Origin of the sequence: uncultured Aurantimicrobium sp., from assembly GCF_936931525.1 — a bacterium.
Lineage (GTDB): Bacteria > Actinomycetota > Actinomycetes > Actinomycetales > Microbacteriaceae > Aurantimicrobium.
The window spans coordinates 1-16,032 of the sequence record NZ_CAKZII010000072.1; the positions used below are offsets into that span (position 1 = coordinate 1).

The following is a 16,032-nucleotide window of genomic DNA, read 5'->3' on the forward strand; positions in this document are numbered from 1 at the left end:
AGCAACGGTGTCCTCAACGCAGGTCGTCGCCAGTGGCCAGTGGCATACTCCTTCGAGCCTGACCCAGACTTCAGCTAGACCTGTTCGCTGGTAAGCACACAATTCTGGGAGAATAGCCCTATGAAGGTTTCTGTCATTGGTTGTGGCTATTTAGGTGCGGTTCACGCTGCCGCAATGGCAGAACTTGGCCATGAAGTCATTGCGGTTGATGTTGATCCGAACAAGATCGCTTCACTCGCTGCAGGAATTGCTCCCTTCTTCGAGCCGGGCCTCCCAGAAATCCTCGCTTCTGCACTTTCCTCAAAGCGACTTCGTTTTACTACAGAGATGTCTGAGGTAGCAGGAAGCTCTGTGCACTTTATTGCTGTGGGCACTCCCCAAAAAGCCGGCAGCAACGCAGCAGATATGACCTACGTGGATTCCGCTGTGGATGCTCTCATCCCTTATCTCGATGACGCTGACTTCCTCGTGGGGAAAAGTACAGTGCCTGTAGGAACTTCTCAGCGCCTTGAAGAAAAGGTAACTGCTGCTGGTTCATCTGCAACGGTGGTGTGGAATCCCGAATTTCTTCGTGAAGGCTTTGCCGTTCAAGACACCATCTCTCCAGATCGCCTTGTTTTCGGAATCAATCCCGGACCATCATTCGACCCAGCACTCTCTGCTTTGCAAGAGGTTTACTCCACCGCACTTGCTGCAGATACTCCTCTTGTAGTTACTGATCGCGCTACTGCTGAATTGGTCAAAATAGCCGCCAACTCATTCCTGGCTACCAAGATCAGCTTTATCAATGCGATGAGTGAGATTGCTGAAGCTACAGGCGCCAACGTGACCGAGCTGGCAGATGCCATTGGTTATGACGCTCGTATCGGCCGTAGATTTCTGAATGCTGGTGTAGATATAGGTGGTCGCAGAATACAAAAAGAAAATAGAGCTTTTTCTGCCCGAGCAGAGGAACTTGGTCTCGGTTCTTCCGTGGCGTTCCTCAGTGAAGTAGATGAAATTAATCTTCGCCAGCGCCAGCGAGTCGTCGACCGCGTTATTGCTGATTGCGGAGGAGACATAACCGACAAGAAGGTTGCGATACTTGGGCTGGCGTTTAAGCCACTCTCTGACGACGTCAGAGACTCACCCGCCTTGGATGTTGCTCGTCGACTACATGAACTCGGCGCCGACGTGCTCGCATTTGATCCTGAAGCAGGTGGCCCGGTTTCTCGAGTTGCCCCACAGATTTCTCTTGCTGAAAATGCACAGCAGGCTTTGTTAGATGCAGACATCGCAGTGCTTGTCACCGAGTGGCCAGAGTTTGTTCAGCTTGATCCTCGGAACGTGGGGGACCTGATGGCACACAAGCGCATTGTGGATGCACGAAATGTGCTGGACCCCGCATCGTGGCGTGCTGCAGGATTCCACTACAGCAGCTTGGGTCGCCCCTAACTACGCCTTGAGGTAGAGGTCATTGAGCGTAACTGGCTGAAGCTTGCGTTCCAAGATCAAGTCCTTGATGTAGCCAAAGCACTCTGTCACGGCAGGGAAATTAGCGTGGCCGATGACGATGCGCTTTTCCCCTATCCATTTGCCGGCAAACTCACGCAATTGATCGGGAGTGATCTGCCCAGCGTCAGAGAGAGTTCCGTGCCACATCACAGGGGTGGTGTATCCGAGCGATGCTGCGACCGAATCAACCCGCGCATCGTGATTGCCAAAGGGTGGACGGAAATAGGGTGTGGCATCCACGCCATAATTTTTCAGCAAGAAATCATGTGTCTGGCCAAGCTCGGAAGACACCTGTCCGTTACTGACTTTGAGCAGGGACGGGTGTGACCAGGTGTGGTTAGCCATCTGAATCTGGCCGCTTTCAACCAAGGGACGTAATTCAGGAATGTTGTCAGACCACGACGGATATTGACCCGTGACAAAGAACGTGAGGCGCATTCCAGTCTCCTGGGCAAAGCGCGTGTATTCCCTCACCACCTGAGAAGAAATCCCATCGTCCACGGTGAGGGCAAACATTCCTGGGTGGTCTGGAATAGAGCTGATCGTGCCAAAGGGGACGGGGACCTGTGTCACCCGAGGCGGTTCAAAAATGATGGGTATTGCAGAAGGGTAGACGTTCACATCTTCGGCAATCGGGGGAAGGGCCTCACCCATCTTCCCGAAGCCAAACTCAGATTTTCCATCCAAGAGTTTGGGAAGGAAAATTCCCGCCGCCACTCCTGTTGCTGCAGTGATGACACCTGCTGCCAGGAGCTCGAGGAAAGTTCTTCGCTCCATTAGCGCCTGGAAAGTTTGCCCTTGACTTGCCCCATGAGTTCAGCAATCTCGCCGGAGCGAAGAAGCCATAACGTGGCGATATATATGCTGCCCAGGATGAGCGCATAAATCATGCTTTCGATGATGGCCACGGCTAAGTTATCGGTGTCGATATAGCCAGCGCTGAACTGCAGCATGAAAAATCCGGCAATGACGGTGGGGATCACGGCAATGCCGTATTTCACATGGCTAACGAATACGCGCTTGCCGTCGATGCCGCCAATCTTCTTGCGCAAGAAAATCAATCCCACCGCTACTTGGATGATGGTGGCACAGGTAAACGACAGTGCCAGCATGGCCGCTACGAGTTCGACGGGCGAAAATGCAAGGACCAGTAACGAGCCGCCGACAAACAAGGAAATTTGAAGCACCGTGAAGTAGAAGGGCGTCCTGGTGTCGTTGAAAGCGAAGTAGGTGCGCTGGATGACAAAGAGCATTCCATAGGGAGTGAGGCTCAAGATATACATCATGATGACTACCGCTAGAGCGGCAATATCTGCAGGTTTCGCCCCATCCATCAACACCAGTGCAATGAAGGGCGCGGTGATGAAAATGATGGCAGCGGAACCGGTCATGACCAAGCCGATGACCCGCAATGCGGCAGAGACATCTGAGCGCATGTCTTCTGGCTTATTGTTCCGAGCATGCTCAGCAAGACGCGTGAAGTAGGCGGTGCCTATGGAGAAGGCCAAGATCGAATAGGGGAGCATGAAGATAAGCCACGCATATTGCAGGGCAGCAACAGAAGCACCCTTACCCGAAGCGGTGCTGGCCACATTGGTGGTGACGATTCCACCGAGTTGCATCACAATGACAGTGGCCAACGACCAGCCGGCAATCTTTCCGAGTGTGCTAAAGCCCACTCCGCGCCAGACGAAGTCGGGTCGGTAGCTGATGCCAGCCTTGCGCCATGCCAGGGACAAGATGATGGCTTGTGCGATTACGCCCAGAGTTGCACTTCCGGCAAGAAGAGCAATTTGCCCTGAGTGCCAGTCGTCCAGGCCCCGGGTTCCGTCGGGGTCGGCACCGAACAAGACGATGTAGATCGCCAGTCCTGTGATGGCCACAATGTTGTTGAGCACAGGTGCCCACGAGGAAGGCCCAAAGACTTTCTTAGCGTTGAGGACTTCGCCCAAGATGTTAAACAGGCCATAGAAGAAGATCTGGGGCAGGCACCAATACGCAAAGCCCACGGCCAGTGCGAGTTGTTCAGGTGACCATGCCATGGCATAGAGGCGGACTAAGAACGGAGCGAGAGCCATAGCCAGTGCTGTGATGGCCAGCAAGAACACCATCGCGATAGTGACGAGTTTGTTCACATAGGCACTGCCACCATCGTGGCCGGCCATTGCCTGCACAATCTGAGGCACCAACACGGCACTGAGAACACCGCCGATCAGCACCATATAGACGCTGTTGGGAAGCATGTTTCCCACCGCAAAAGAGTCAGCACCCACGGATGCGGTCACACCGATTGCCGTTGCCAAAACCATTGCCTTGACGAATCCGAGAACCCGTGAGGCGGTCGTTCCGATTGCCATCAAGGTGCTGGCGCGAGCGATGGTGGAAGAAGCCATAATCGGGTTTCCATCCTTTGCTCAAGCCTCAGGGGAGGGCCATAGTCCTTGCTCTAAGCTTAGTTCGATGACTCTTCCAGTGCGCTTCGCGACCGACGCAGAGATTGCCAATTGGGACAATCTAGTTATTGCTAACCCTGACCACGGGTCAATGTATCAAGCGGAAAGTTTCGCCATTGCGAAGGCTATTGGTGGCTGGAAGCCTCTTCGCCTCATCTTCAATGAGGAGAACACGGAGGCGAAGCCTCGTGTTGCCGGATTGTTCATTGAACGCAGCATCCCTGGCCTGGGCAAGATTTGGTATTCGCCCACGGGGCCAGGTTTTGGTTCTGCTGAACAGGTTGCGGCGATTGTTCCTGCCCTGAAGGAATTTGCTGCCAGCCACGGAGTTTTTCTCGTCAAGCTCGAATCAGAGCTGATCTATTCCGAGCAGGCAGATAAAACACTACGTTCTGCAGGGCTCGTGAAGGTCGACAACGTTCAGCCGATTTCCTCCACCGTCATGATTGACCTCAGTCCAGATATCGACACCATCCTCGCGGACATGCCCCAGAAGGGACGCTACGCGATTCGCCGCGCGGCACGCGATGGAGTGACTGTGGCAGAGGCACCGCTCACTGAAGAGAACATGCGCACCATGTACAAGCTGCTGGGTGCAACAGGTGACGACGCTGGGTTCATGATTCGCACCTACGACTACTACGTCTCCTTCTGGAACGAATATGCCAACCGTGACCAGGGCAAGATGTTCTTTGCTTATGTCGATGGCGAGGTCGTCGCTGGTGCATACACCGGTTGGATGGGCTTCAAAGCTTGGTATAAAGATGGCGCCTCCATTCGTGACCGCAAGGCTTATGGCGCTAGCCATGCTCTGCAGTGGCACATCATCGAATGGCATAAAGCACGCGGTCAGGCAGTCAGCTACGACATGATGGGTTGCCCACCCTCAGATCAGCTCAAGGACCCCACACACCATCTCCATGGCATCGGCATGTTCAAGACCAGCCTGAGCCCCATTGTGATTGACCGGGTCGGAACCTATGACCTCGTCGTGGACGAGAAGAAGACGCAGCTGTGGAACAAGTTTGGTTACCGCATTGCGGGCAAGCTGAACAGAATGTTCCGCAAAGAGGTCTACTTCTAAGCTGTTCTAGCTCTCTCGGGCACTGAGAGTGACCAGAGAAGCCTCAGGAGCACACGCAAAGCGCACGGGAGCAAAGATCGATGTTCCCACGCCTGCAGAGACGTTGAGGGCTGCTGAGCGGCTACCGTGCTGCCATGAGCTCAAACCCTTGACTTGATCACGGGGAATGTCGCAGTTGGTCACCAATGCGCCGAAACCGGGAACACAGACCTGACCACCATGCGTGTGGCCGGCGAAGATCATCTCTGCACCTTGAGTAACAAAGTCATTCAAAATGCGCTGATACGGAGCGTGGGCAACACCAATAGTGATCTCGGGAGTTGAGCCAGCCAAGAAGTCTTCGGACTGTATGGACTCGAGAGCCCGTTCCATCCGAGAGAGAGAATCGAAGGAGCGGTGGGGGTCATCCACGCCCATGAAATCGATGCGGCGTTCACCAATAGTCAGCGTTGCTGCCGAGTTGTTGAGGTTTGCCCAACCGAGTTCCTCGGTGAAGTAATCCATCAGTGCTGCTGTGTCGAGACGTTCGGCAACTTTGGTTGCTTTGGACGGACCGGCAAAGTAGGCAAAGGGGTTTTTGAATTCAGGTGCGAAGTAATCATTCGACCCGTTAACGAATACTCCTGGAGTGCCAGCAAATGCTGACAGCGTCTCTTGCAGGGCAGGAAGTGCATCCTGATGACCCAAGTTGTCACCGGTGTTCACAATGAAGTCTGGAGCTAATTCAGCTAATGAACGCACCCACTCCATCTTCCCCTTTTGCCAGGGTGCGAGGTGGAGGTCAGAAATGTGAAGTATCCGAAGTGGCGCTGATCCTGGTTCAAGAATCTTGGCTTCAACGTTTCGGAGAGTGAAGGCATTGCGCTCAACAAGAGTGCCCCACGCGAGTGCACCCACAGCAACCAGCCCGATGCCCACAAGGACATCGCGGCCGATCGCTGCAGAAGAACTCATTACCCTGGTACGGAAATCACGATGGGGGTCGTGGGCTTCACGAATCCGCCAACAGGAGATTGAACGGTTACTATTCGATCTTCTTTGTTTGTGATTGGGTTCGGCACTACAGGACATAAAGTCGGTGAAGCTGAAGGTGTTGGAGCCGGAGTAGGTGCTGGTGGCAGGGGCACAGGGCACATCTCAGTTGGAGTAGGAACGGGTAACTCCACGGTTGGGCTCACAGTCCAACCAGCAGCGACTAGGGTACTTCGAGCTAACGCAGCTGTCATGCCCAATGTACTTGGAGGACCGGCTACAAGAGTGTGGTTGGAGAAGTACACCTTGACTTCGCCACCAACGGCAGTGGGCTCGCCAGAGGCAGGCTCTGACTTAGCTACCGTGTTGAGGGGGAGTTCAGAGTCCATCTCGCCACCATCGGTGAAGGTGAGGCCTACACTCTCGATGAGGGCCTGTGCTTGTTCCTTTGTGAGGCCTTGGATAGCAGGAACACTGACGGACTTACCCTTGACCAGGTTGGGGTCCGGAGCGCCGAAGGGATCTCCACCAAATTGACGGTTTGCTACCGCCATGATGTCTTTGAAGATGTCTTGTTTGGTGTTGTATTGGCGACCGTTTGTAAAGTCAACGCTCGAGAGCGCAACGTGGCCAGAGACGTTACCGAGCCACACCACGGTGGCAACCTTGGTGGTAGAACCCATGATCCAGTTCTGCTCAGCGTTGTCAGAAGTACCGGTCTTGGCAATCCAGGGGACGCCATCACCCACATCGGCACGTGCTGCTGTACCACCAGCAGAGTGGACGTTCTCCATAGCGTAGGCAGTGGTGCGAGCCACAGCAGGGGTTACCGACTGCGTGCACTTGGTCTTAGGCGGAGTGATCTTCTTGCCCTTGTAGTCGACGATTTCATCGATCGCTATCGCAGTACAGGTCTTGCCGTCGTTGGCAATACCAGCGGTAGCAACAGCCATGGTCAGCGGTGCGATTTCCTCGGTACCAATGATGGTGGAGGGGTTCGACTTGAGCGTGGTGTTGTCAGCACGGTGAACACCGAAGGCTTCTGCATCCTTACGGATGTTGCAGAGGTCCATCTTGGACGCCATGGTGATGAAGTTGAGGTTGTAGGAGTTCTTCAACGCGTTCATCACGGTCGTGGTGGAGTCGAACGCACCTGCGTAGTTCACTGGCTTCCAGTTAGGTCCACCGGTGGGTTCACAGCTGTTCTTGAACTCGGACATCTTCCAGTCCTTGACCTTGCCGGAGACAACTTCGTTGAGGCCGTGGCCCTGCTTGAGCCATTCAATCAGGGTGAAGATTTTGTAGGTCGAGCCCACAGGGAAACCGGTGGAGCTACCGTAGCGACTATCAGTGTTGTAGTTCACGGAGGTGTAGTTCGCGCCTGAGGCAACCACCTCGGGGTCAGCAGAGTAGTCCTTGCTCTGGGCCATGGCCAAGACGCGTCCGGTGCCTACCTGAACGGATACAGCAGAACCTGCGATGTCACCCTCAGGGACAATCTTGGGAACGCGGTCATTGAGCGCAGTCTCTGCAGCTGCCTGCATCTCGACGTCCAAGCTGGTCATGATCTTCCAACCACCGCGTTGGAATGCTGCCCAGCGCTCGTCTTCTGTCGCACCGAAGGCGGGGTCGTTCTTGATGATCCAGGTGACGTAGTCACAGAAGAAGGCGGCACCACCAGCTGTTTGGCAACCAGTGCTGGAAGGAGTGATGACCGGAGTAACAGGCTCTGCAATAGCTGCCTTGTATTCCTTGTTCGTGATCTTGCCTTCAGCAAGCATGCGGCCAAGCACATAGTTGCGTCGCTGTTCGTTGTATTCCACATTCTCAGGAATATCGATACGCAAGTTGTTGGGGTTGTTGACGGTGGCAATCAAGCTTGCTGCTTGAGCAAGGGTCAGGTCCTTGGCCTTGACGCCGAAGTAATACTCGGAGGCCGACTCGATACCGTATACGCGTCCGCCGAATGAGGCGATGTTGAGATAACCGTTGAGAATCTCATCCTTGGAATACTTGGACTCGATGCTGATTGCCAGCTTCATTTCCTTGAGCTTGCGCTCAATGGTGGTCTGGGTAGCTGCATAGTAGGCAGCCTTACGTGCCTCAGGATCTGCAATTTCTTCCGCGCGCATGACCAAGATGTTCTTGACGTACTGCTGGCTGATTGAAGAACCACCCTGCACGTCGCCACCTGTGGCGTTCGAGATGATGGCACGGGCAGTACCAATCAGGTCAACACCACCGTGCTCATAGAAACGGGGGTCTTCTGTTGCAATGGCTGCGTCCACGACGAAGGGAGAGATCTCTTCGAGGGGAACCGTAATTCGGTTCTGAGCATAGAAGGAGGCGAGGAGAACCTCAGAGCCATCTTCACGCTTGGCATACATGCTCGACTTTTCAGCCAAGTCGTTGATCTTGAGGTATGCGGGGAGTTCGTCAAAAACACCCAGGGCGCTGTTCGTGGTAACACCAGTGACGGCAATAGCGGGGGTCACTGCAGCGGCAATCAAGACTGCTGCAACGGCACTCATGCCGACAAATGCGAGCAGCCCGCCGATGATTCCTGAACGCGAAGGCTTCTTGGCAAACATAGACTCTAATTTAGCCGGAATTGCTGAGAAAAGACCGAACGGAGACTCATGGCCGCCATCAAGTGGGAATACATCACCACTCCGCTGCTTATTCACAACACCACTGCGATTTTGAACACGTGGGGTTCCGAAGGTTGGGAGCTCGTTCAAATCGTTACGGGCCCCGAAGGTGGTCTTGTTGCCTACCTCAAACGACCACTGGCTGAATAGCTCTAGAAATTAAGGAAAACCATGTCTAACATCGAAGCTCGTCTTGCCGAACTCGGCATTGATATCCCGGACCTCGTGCCACCGGTTGCGGCATACACCCCTGCCGTGATCCACGGAGACCTCGTCTTCACCTCTGGTCAGCTGCCTATGGTCTCTGGTGCACTTCCTGCCACCGGCAAGGTGGGCGAAGGCCACGGTCTGATTCCTGCCTCAGACGCGAAAGACTATGCACGGATCTGTGCACTCAATGCGCTCGCCGCAGTGAAGTCTGTCTTGGGTGACCTCAACCGCGTGACCCGTGTGGTCAAGGTTGTCGGTTTCGTCTCCAGCGACCCTGCCTTCACTGGACAGCCTGGTGTGATCAACGGTGCTTCTGAAGTTCTCGGTGAGATCTTCGGTGACGCGGGTGTTCACTCACGCTCTGCCGTGGGTGTTGCTGTGCTTCCCTTGGATGCGCCTGTTGAAGTAGAGATCATCGTTTCGTTCAAGTAAATCTTCAGAACAAACGCAGAACCCCAGGCCACGGGCCTGGGGTTCTGTTGTTCGTGCTTCGTAATGCTTAGTGCACCTGAGCGCTGATGATGCTGAGCACACCAGTGTCGGTCAGGGTGGTGGTGTCCCCAATTTCGCGGCCTTCAGCGACGTCTTGGAGCAGACGACGCATGATCTTGCCAGAACGGGTCTTGGGAAGTTCTTCCACGATGTAGACCTTCGAGGGGCGAGCGATCGCACCAATCTGGTCGGAAACGTGCTTGCGCAGCAAAGCGCTTGCTTCCTCAGGAGTCTGGTCGTCAATGTGGCTCTTCTTCAAGATGACGAAGGCAACAACTGCTTGACCAGTGGTCTCATCTGCGGCACCAACCACTGCAGCTTCAGCAACAATGTTGTTACCTACGAGTGCAGATTCGATCTCAGCAGTTGAGAGGCGGTGACCAGAGACGTTCATCACGTCGTCAACACGGCCCAAGAGCCAGATGTCGCCGTCGCGGTCGTAGCGCGCACCGTCGCCAGCGAAGTACTTGTCGCCGAACTTGTCCCAGTAGGTTTCCTGGAAACGAACGGGGTCTCCCCAGATACCGCGGAGCATGGCTGGCCAAGGCTCCGAGATGACCAAGAGGCCACCGGAGTTCTTTTCCTGAGGCACGCCCTGCTCGTCCACGATGTCAATGACAACACCGGGGATGGGAACCTGTGCAGAACCTGGCTTCAAGGTGGTGACACCTGGAAGAGCAGCAATCATGATGCCGCCGGTCTCGGTCTGCCACCAGGTGTCCACAATCGGAGCCTTGCCGCCACCGATGATGTCGTGATACCAAATCCACGCTTCAGGGTTGATGGGCTCACCCACGGATCCGAGGACTCGGATGCTGGAGAGGTCAAACTTGGCAGGAATTTCGCGGCCGAGCTTCATGAAGGAGCGGATAGCGGTCGGTGCGGTGTAGAGGATCGAGACCTTGTACTTCTCGATGATTTCCCACCAGCGACCGGGGTGAGGTGCGTCTGGGGTGCCCTCGAAGACAACCTGAGTTGCACCGTTAGCCAGGGGGCCATAAACCACGTAGGAGTGACCGGTAATCCAACCAACGTCAGCGGTGCACCAGTAGACATCTGTATCTGCGTGCAGATCGAAGATGTTCTTGTGAGTGAACGCAGCCTGAGTGAGGTAGCCACCAGTGGTGTGCAAAATACCCTTGGGCTTACCCGTGGTACCAGAGGTGTACAGGATGAAGAGGGGGTGCTCTGCAGGGAATCCCTGAGCTACGTGCTCAGCGTCAACGCCAGCCTTGGCGTCGTCCCACCAGAGGTCGCGACCTTCGGTCCACGCAACGTCGTTCTCGCCACGCTTGACCACGAGCACGTTGGTGACGGTGCTTCCGCCGCCGTTGGCTTCGAGTGCTGCGTCAACGGTTGGCTTGAGGGGGAAGACCTTGCCCTTGCGCCATCCACCATCAGCGGTGACCACGAGCTTTGCTTCTGCGTCATCGATACGGCTGCGCAGGCTGTCTGCGCTGAAGCCACCGAAGACAACAGTGTGGACTGCACCAATACGTGCCGAAGCCAGCATGGTGATGACGGCCTCAGGAATCATGGGCATGTAGATCGCGATGCGGTCACCTGCAGTAACTCCCAGTGAGAGGAAGACGTTTGCGACACGCTTAACTTCTGCGGTCAATTCGCTGTAAGTGTATACACGCTGGTCGCCAGGCTCACCTTCGCCGTAGATCGCAACGCGGTCGCCGCGGCCTTCGAGGACGTGGCGGTCGAGGCAGTTGTATGCAACGTTGAGCTCGCCGTCATCGAACCACTTAGCGACTGGAGCATCGCTCCAGTCGAGCACGCGGGTGAAGGGCTTGTGCCAGTGAAGGAGTTCCTTTGCCTGCTTATCCCAGAAGCCAAGGCGGTCTTTCTTGGAGTCTGCATACAAGTTGGCCTGACCTACTGCCTGCGCTGTGAATTCTGCGCTGGGCGGAAAGCGACGTTCCTCGTGCATCAGGTTGTCAATATTGTTGCTCATTTCGAGCACCTCACTTCATTGGGGGGTGACTAAAACTCAAACCAAGTCTGTATTGAGATTACTCCCAATTTCAAACTTTGTATACAAAGTTACTTTTTAGACCCGGGGTACAAGATTAATCTCAGGTTTATGTCGTACACTCAAATAGTTCAGAGCTTCGTATCTGACTGGTGGCGCCGCCGATTCCCCCAATCTGGCGTCACGAAGGCGACACCGTTCCCCCCAACTGGTGTCGCCTTCCACCGTTAAGTGGCTCGTACGGATACGTACGCCTTCTCCTCCACAGGGGCAAAAGGGGTACAAATGACCCCAAATCGACGTAAAAAATCCCATTTGATGGATATTTTGCCTATTTTGGGCCGATGCTTGCCCGTCTAGATAGCCATCTCAGAAACCCCCGAGTCACCGACGTGCTCATCTCCAGCAATGCGGGTTTGTGGATTGACTGTGGTCAAGGACTCGAGCGAGACAGCTCCTGGGCATTTACCGAACCCGAGATTCGTTCCCTCGCGGTTGACCTCATCTCCCGAGGAGGAAGGCACCTCGATCAGGCGCATCCCTGTGTTGATGTCCGACTTCCGGGGAACATCCGTGTTCATGCTGTCCTGACACCCATCGCCGGCTCAGGGACAACGATCGCTCTGCGCATTCCCCGCACCTCCCAGCTGAGTTGGGAAGAACGTGTGTCCTCAGGTTTCATGAGCGAGCGGCAGAAAGAGTTTCTTCAAGAATGTGTGCTCCACAAACGCACTGTGTTGATTACTGGGGCTGCAGGATCGGGGAAGACCTCGTTATTGGGGCATTTACTCTCTGATGTTCCTGCCACAGAGCGCATCGTCGTGCTCGAGGATGTCGCTGAACTTCAGATCTTGCATCCCCACGTCATCACTCTGGAAGCTCAGCAACCCAACATTGAGGGAGCTGGTGGGGTCAGTATGGACAGTCTCGTTCCCCACGCACTCCGGATGCGGGCAGACCGACTTGTGCTTGGAGAATGTCGTGGCTCTGAAGTGGGGGCAGTGTTAGCTGCACTCAACACAGGTCACACCGGTGGGGGACTCACCTTGCATGCCAATTCTTTGCACGAGGTTACTTCCAGGTTGCAGGCCCTCGGCTATCACGCAGGAATGAGCATGGACTTACTCGCTTCCTTAGCGCGCGGGGGACTCGATGTGGTTGTTCATCTGGAACGAGGTGAACATGGCAGAAGGATTGCTGCATTGGGTGAATTTATTCAGGAGGAAGGTCCACTCGCTCTCCGCGAGCTCAGCATCTGAAGAAGAAACTTCTCTCCGGTTACTCTCTGAACAAACCCGCCTGGCTTCTGCTTTATTGACGGCAGGATTGAACCCTCGTTCCGCTGCCGAACATGCAGATCTTGTTGTTGATGCACTTGCAACATCTCGCCCCGGCTCACCCGAAGCTTTCTTGGCAGAGCTGTGGAGTTTCACCATGACAACAGGCGCACCGCCAGCTGCAGTGTTGGAAGTGTGTTCGGAGGCGTTTACTGCCGCAGCAGAAAATGCTCGGCAGGCACGGGTGCATCTTTCTGGGCCCCAAGCAGCGACCAGACTTGTGATGGGCTTGCCGCTGCTAGCAATAGCCGGAGGCATGCTCGCTGGATATAACCCACTGGGATTTTTGCTCGGGTCGTCTCTGGGGTGGGCCGTGATCGTTGTTGCCACCGGTTTGATGTTCCTTTCCCATCGCTGGTCTGCTCGGATGGTGAACGCTGCCCAGCAATGGAATTGGGCACGTGGGATGGCAGCTGAAGCACTGGCAATTTCTTTGGTAGCGGGCCAGCCGGTGCATCAGGCACGAGCGTGGGCGGGGAAAATCGCGAAGGACTACTCCAGAAGCCCCGAGGATGCATCGAGGGAACTTGCGCAGTGTGATCGTTTTGTCGAGATTTCAGCCCAGACAGGTGTTGCCCTTGTGGGGTTGATGCGCGGGCAGGCGCAGATGCAACGTCACGCTGCCAGGGAAGAAGCACAAGTCCGCGTGGAAAGGCTTTCAGTTCAGCTGATGATTCCTTTGGGTGTGTGTGTTTTGCCCGCATTTATCGCGGTGGGAGTGCTGCCGCTGGTGGCCAGTGTGATCTCCTCCACAGCGCTGAATTCCTAGCTCACGTGCACCTCTTATATAGAGGTGTGATTTCACTGTCCTTCCCTGCGCTGTGATGGGCGTGAAAGGTGTGGTGAACATGACAACAATGACCCTCAAGAAAATGACTCAGGCTCTTCGGCACTTCCGTTCGGAAACAGGAGCAGCAACAGCTGAATATGCCATAGCAACAATGGCTGCTGTCGGGTTCGCAGGACTCCTCGTGACGATTCTGCGCGGAGATGAAGTGAAGCAAATCCTGACAGACATGGTGCGCCGTGCTCTCACGTTCGGAGGGTAGTGTCACTGCCGAGTTGGCGATGGTACTTCCTGCGATTGTGTTGGTGCTCGGGGTGTGTCTCCAGGCAGTTGGCGCTCTAGGAATCCAACTCACCAATGCAGCACTTGCCAGACAAGCAGCACGGGAGCTTTCACGTGGTGTTGATATTTCTGTCGTGAGCGCATCGATGGCCCACGCAAATCCGCAAGCGACACTTTCAGAATCGGCAGAGGGAGAACTTGTATGTGTTTCCCTCACCCAATCGACAGGGTCGGGTCCGCTCTCGTGGATACTCTCCGAGGTCTCTGTTCGGGAGTGTGTGATCAATGCGCAGTGATCGGGGCTCAGGTCCGACGGCCACCCTGATTCTGGTCGGAGGCGTCATTTCGGTGACATCTCTTCTACTTTTTTTCGGAACTGCTTTCATCACCCTCGACACAGCCCAGTCAGTAACCGACCAAGCAGCCCTTGAAGCAGCAGATGCTGCTTCAGGTCGCATCCCCGGATATCCCTGTAATCGCGCGGAAAGACTCGCCCAGAGAAATAACTTTCAGCTAGAAAAATGTGAGGTTCACGGATTGATTGCTCGGGTGACCTTGCAGGTCACCGTGCTGGGATTTATGACCCAGACACGAGCCAAAGCAGGACCGAAAAATGAGCTTCGGTGATTGACGAACCCAAATTGCCGTGTATCTTGACCTTTTGGAACGCCACTTATTTCGGAGGAATGTTTGTCCAGCACTAGAAAGCTCGTCATCGTTGAGTCACCAGCCAAAGCCAAGACCATTGGCAAATACCTGGGTGACAACTACGAGGTGCTCGCATCGGTAGGTCACATCCGTGACTTGCCCAAGCCCAGCGAGCTTCCTGTGGACATGAAAAAGGGTCCCTTCGGCAAGTTCGCTGTGAACGTCGAAGACAACTTCGAGCCGTATTACGTCGTCTCCGAAAACTCGAAGAAGACTGTTGCTGAACTCAAGAAGGCTCTCAAGGATGCCGACGAGCTCTACCTCGCAACTGATGAGGACCGCGAAGGTGAAGCGATCTCCTGGCACTTGCTCCAGGTGCTCAAGCCCAAGGTTCCGGTCCACCGCATGGTGTTCCACGAAATCACCAAGGAAGCCATTCAGGCTGCCCAGGAGAACACTCGTGAGCTCGACACTGCGCTGGTAGATGCTCAGGAAACCCGCCGAATCCTTGACCGCCTCTACGGCTGGGAAATGTCGGATGTCATGCGTCGCCGCGTTGGACCTGGTACCTCTGCAGGTCGTGTTCAGACTGTTGCTCTTCGTCTGGTGGTTGACCGTGAACGTGAACGCATGGCGTTCAACTCCGCGAACTACTGGGATCTGCTGGCAACCCTCGGCACTTCTACTGAAGCATCCACTCAGTTCGAAGCCAAGCTTGTTCGCGTTGGTGGCAGCACTATTGCCTCCGGTAAAGATTTCGATGACAACGGTCAGCTGACCACCAAGGCCACTCTGCTCAGTGAAGATGCTGCTGTTGCACTGGCGGCTGCCCTGCGTGAAGCAAGCACGGAAATCGTCGTTGCGGGCCTGGAGACCAAGCCCTACACCCGCCGTCCTTCAGCACCGTTTACAACCTCAACTCTGCAGCAGGAAGCTTCTCGCAAGCTGAAGTTCTCTTCGAAGCAGACCATGAGCGTGGCTCAGGGTCTCTACGAAAACGGGTACATCACCTACATGCGTACTGACTCGCCTTCCCTCTCGGGGCAGGCGATTGCAGCAGCTCGCACCCAGGCCACCACTCTCTATGGAGCAGACCAGGTTGCTGATGCACCTCGTCAGTACTCGGGCAAGAGCAAGAACGCACAAGAAGCACACGAAGCTATTCGCCCCGCAGGTGAAACCTTCAAGACTCCTTCGGAACTGCAGAACGTTCTGCGCGGCAACGAGTGGAAGCTCTACGACCTGATCTGGAAGCGCACTGTTGCATCCCAGATGGCTGATGCCAAGGGTCAGACCGCTACCGTAACTGCCAAGGCAACCCCCGCCTCAGGCGATGCGGTTGAGTTCACTGCCAGCGGTACTGTCATCACTTTCCGTGGCTTCTTGAATGCCTATGAGGAAAGCACAGACGAAGAGCGCAACGCTCAGGACGCACAGGCTGAAGCCAAGCTGCCCATCATGACCGAAGGCCAGAAACTGGTCCTCGCTGATGTTGAGGCAAAGGGTCACGACACCACTCCTCCTCCCCGTTACACAGAAGCAACGCTGGTGAAGAAGTTGGAAGAGCTCGGCATCGGTCGTCCTTCCACCTATGCATCAATCCTTGGTCTGATTGTGGATCGCGGATATGTCACACCTAAG

At 55.1% G+C, this 16,032-nt stretch carries 15 protein-coding genes; 10 read left to right on the top strand and 5 right to left on the bottom strand.

All coding sequences use genetic code 11. The annotated features are described in order from the left end of the window. The first annotated feature begins 120 nt into the window (after nt 1–120). Nucleotides 121–1,434 (top strand): UDP-glucose/GDP-mannose dehydrogenase family protein, encoded by a 1,314-nt coding sequence (locus Q0362_RS03230; RefSeq protein ID WP_298119708.1) that lies wholly within the window; start codon nt 121–123, stop codon nt 1,432–1,434. Here the strand turns inward: Q0362_RS03230 and Q0362_RS03235 are convergent, their stop codons facing one another. Continuing rightward, entirely contained in the window at nt 1,435–2,271 is an 837-nt protein-coding gene (locus tag Q0362_RS03235; RefSeq protein WP_298119710.1) for a polysaccharide deacetylase family protein, read from the bottom strand. Beyond that, complete coding sequence (murJ, locus tag Q0362_RS03240; RefSeq protein WP_298119713.1) at nt 2,271–3,887, bottom strand: murein biosynthesis integral membrane protein MurJ; 1,617 nt, start codon at nt 3,885–3,887, stop codon at nt 2,271–2,273. Before murJ ends, Q0362_RS03235 begins: the two co-directional genes overlap by 1 nt. Nucleotides 3,888–3,954: 67 nt before the next feature. Between murJ and Q0362_RS03245 the strand changes: the two genes are divergently transcribed. Next, entirely contained in the window at nt 3,955–5,031 is a 1,077-nt protein-coding gene (locus Q0362_RS03245) for a peptidoglycan bridge formation glycyltransferase FemA/FemB family protein (protein WP_298119715.1), read from the top strand. A 6-nt stretch (nt 5,032–5,037) separates the two neighbouring features. On the opposite strand, the gene Q0362_RS03250 is transcribed toward Q0362_RS03245, so the two are convergent. After that, nucleotides 5,038–5,985, bottom strand: a complete 948-nt coding sequence (locus Q0362_RS03250) for a metallophosphoesterase (protein WP_298119718.1) — start codon at nt 5,983–5,985, stop codon at nt 5,038–5,040. Beyond that, nucleotides 5,985–8,594: a transglycosylase domain-containing protein gene (locus Q0362_RS03255; protein WP_298119720.1), complete on the bottom strand. Its 2,610-nt coding sequence runs from the start codon at nt 8,592–8,594 to the stop codon at nt 5,985–5,987. The genes Q0362_RS03250 and Q0362_RS03255 overlap by 1 nt, the downstream gene beginning before the upstream one ends. Nucleotides 8,595–8,642: 48 nt before the next feature. Here Q0362_RS03255 and Q0362_RS03260 point away from each other — a divergent pair, with 48 nt between their 5' ends. Further along, a complete protein-coding gene (locus tag Q0362_RS03260; RefSeq protein ID WP_204163632.1) occupies nt 8,643–8,804 on the top strand; it encodes a hypothetical protein in 162 nt (53 codons plus the stop codon). A 21-nt stretch (nt 8,805–8,825) separates the two neighbouring features. Then, on the top strand, nt 8,826–9,296 hold the full coding sequence (locus Q0362_RS03265) for a RidA family protein (protein WP_298119725.1): 471 nt from the start codon (nt 8,826–8,828) through the stop codon (nt 9,294–9,296). 67 nt (nt 9,297–9,363) lie between these two features. On the opposite strand, the gene acs is transcribed toward Q0362_RS03265, so the two are convergent. Beyond that, nucleotides 9,364–11,319: an acetate--CoA ligase gene (gene acs / locus Q0362_RS03270; RefSeq protein ID WP_298119727.1), complete on the bottom strand. Its 1,956-nt coding sequence runs from the start codon at nt 11,317–11,319 to the stop codon at nt 9,364–9,366. A gap of 362 nt (nt 11,320–11,681) precedes the next feature. Here acs and Q0362_RS03275 point away from each other — a divergent pair, with 362 nt between their 5' ends. The 6 genes from Q0362_RS03275 to topA form a co-directional block, all read left to right on the top strand. Further along, nucleotides 11,682–12,596 carry a CpaF family protein gene (locus tag Q0362_RS03275; protein ID WP_298119729.1) on the top strand — a complete coding sequence of 305 codons (915 nt, stop codon included), beginning with the start codon at nt 11,682–11,684 and terminating at the stop codon, nt 12,594–12,596. Further along, nucleotides 12,520–13,443: a hypothetical protein gene (locus tag Q0362_RS03280; protein WP_298119732.1), complete on the top strand. Its 924-nt coding sequence runs from the start codon at nt 12,520–12,522 to the stop codon at nt 13,441–13,443. Before Q0362_RS03275 ends, Q0362_RS03280 begins: the two co-directional genes overlap by 77 nt. 79 nt (nt 13,444–13,522) lie before the next feature. Continuing rightward, nucleotides 13,523–13,723, top strand: coding sequence for a DUF4244 domain-containing protein (locus Q0362_RS03285; RefSeq protein WP_298119734.1), 201 nt, complete (start codon nt 13,523–13,525; stop codon nt 13,721–13,723). Between the two features lie 19 nt (nt 13,724–13,742). Continuing rightward, nucleotides 13,743–14,039 carry a hypothetical protein gene (locus Q0362_RS09690; protein WP_366099772.1) on the top strand — a complete coding sequence of 99 codons (297 nt, stop codon included), beginning with the start codon at nt 13,743–13,745 and terminating at the stop codon, nt 14,037–14,039. Next, complete coding sequence (locus Q0362_RS03290; RefSeq protein WP_298119737.1) at nt 14,029–14,370, top strand: Rv3654c family TadE-like protein; 342 nt, start codon at nt 14,029–14,031, stop codon at nt 14,368–14,370. The genes Q0362_RS09690 and Q0362_RS03290 overlap by 11 nt, the downstream gene beginning before the upstream one ends. A 63-nt stretch (nt 14,371–14,433) precedes the next feature. Continuing rightward, a partial coding sequence (gene topA / locus Q0362_RS03295; protein WP_298119739.1) for a type I DNA topoisomerase occupies nt 14,434–16,032 on the top strand: 1,599 nt, incomplete at its 3' end.

Bases quoted from the DNA above. Each gene is read 5' to 3' on its own strand.
- Q0362_RS03235 (WP_298119710.1), bottom strand. From the start codon at position 2,271: ATGGAGCGAAGAACTTTCCTCGAGCTCCTGGCAGCAGGTGTCATCACT.
- Q0362_RS03285 (WP_298119734.1), top strand. From the start codon at position 13,523: ATGACAACAATGACCCTCAAGAAAATGACTCAGGCTCTTCGGCACTTC.
- Q0362_RS03245 (WP_298119715.1), top strand. From the start codon at position 3,955: ATGACTCTTCCAGTGCGCTTCGCGACCGACGCAGAGATTGCCAATTGG.
- Q0362_RS03290 (WP_298119737.1), top strand. From the start codon at position 14,029: ATGCGCAGTGATCGGGGCTCAGGTCCGACGGCCACCCTGATTCTGGTC.
- Q0362_RS03265 (WP_298119725.1), top strand. From the start codon at position 8,826: ATGTCTAACATCGAAGCTCGTCTTGCCGAACTCGGCATTGATATCCCG.
- Q0362_RS09690 (WP_366099772.1), top strand. From the start codon at position 13,743: ATGGTACTTCCTGCGATTGTGTTGGTGCTCGGGGTGTGTCTCCAGGCA.
- murJ (WP_298119713.1), bottom strand. From the start codon at position 3,887: ATGGCTTCTTCCACCATCGCTCGCGCCAGCACCTTGATGGCAATCGGA.
- acs (WP_298119727.1), bottom strand. From the start codon at position 11,319: ATGAGCAACAATATTGACAACCTGATGCACGAGGAACGTCGCTTTCCG.
- Q0362_RS03275 (WP_298119729.1), top strand. From the start codon at position 11,682: ATGCTTGCCCGTCTAGATAGCCATCTCAGAAACCCCCGAGTCACCGAC.
- Q0362_RS03260 (WP_204163632.1), top strand. From the start codon at position 8,643: ATGGCCGCCATCAAGTGGGAATACATCACCACTCCGCTGCTTATTCAC.
- Q0362_RS03250 (WP_298119718.1), bottom strand. From the start codon at position 5,985: ATGAGTTCTTCTGCAGCGATCGGCCGCGATGTCCTTGTGGGCATCGGG.
- Q0362_RS03230 (WP_298119708.1), top strand. From the start codon at position 121: ATGAAGGTTTCTGTCATTGGTTGTGGCTATTTAGGTGCGGTTCACGCT.
- Q0362_RS03280 (WP_298119732.1), top strand. From the start codon at position 12,520: ATGGCAGAAGGATTGCTGCATTGGGTGAATTTATTCAGGAGGAAGGTC.
- Q0362_RS03255 (WP_298119720.1), bottom strand. From the start codon at position 8,594: ATGTTTGCCAAGAAGCCTTCGCGTTCAGGAATCATCGGCGGGCTGCTC.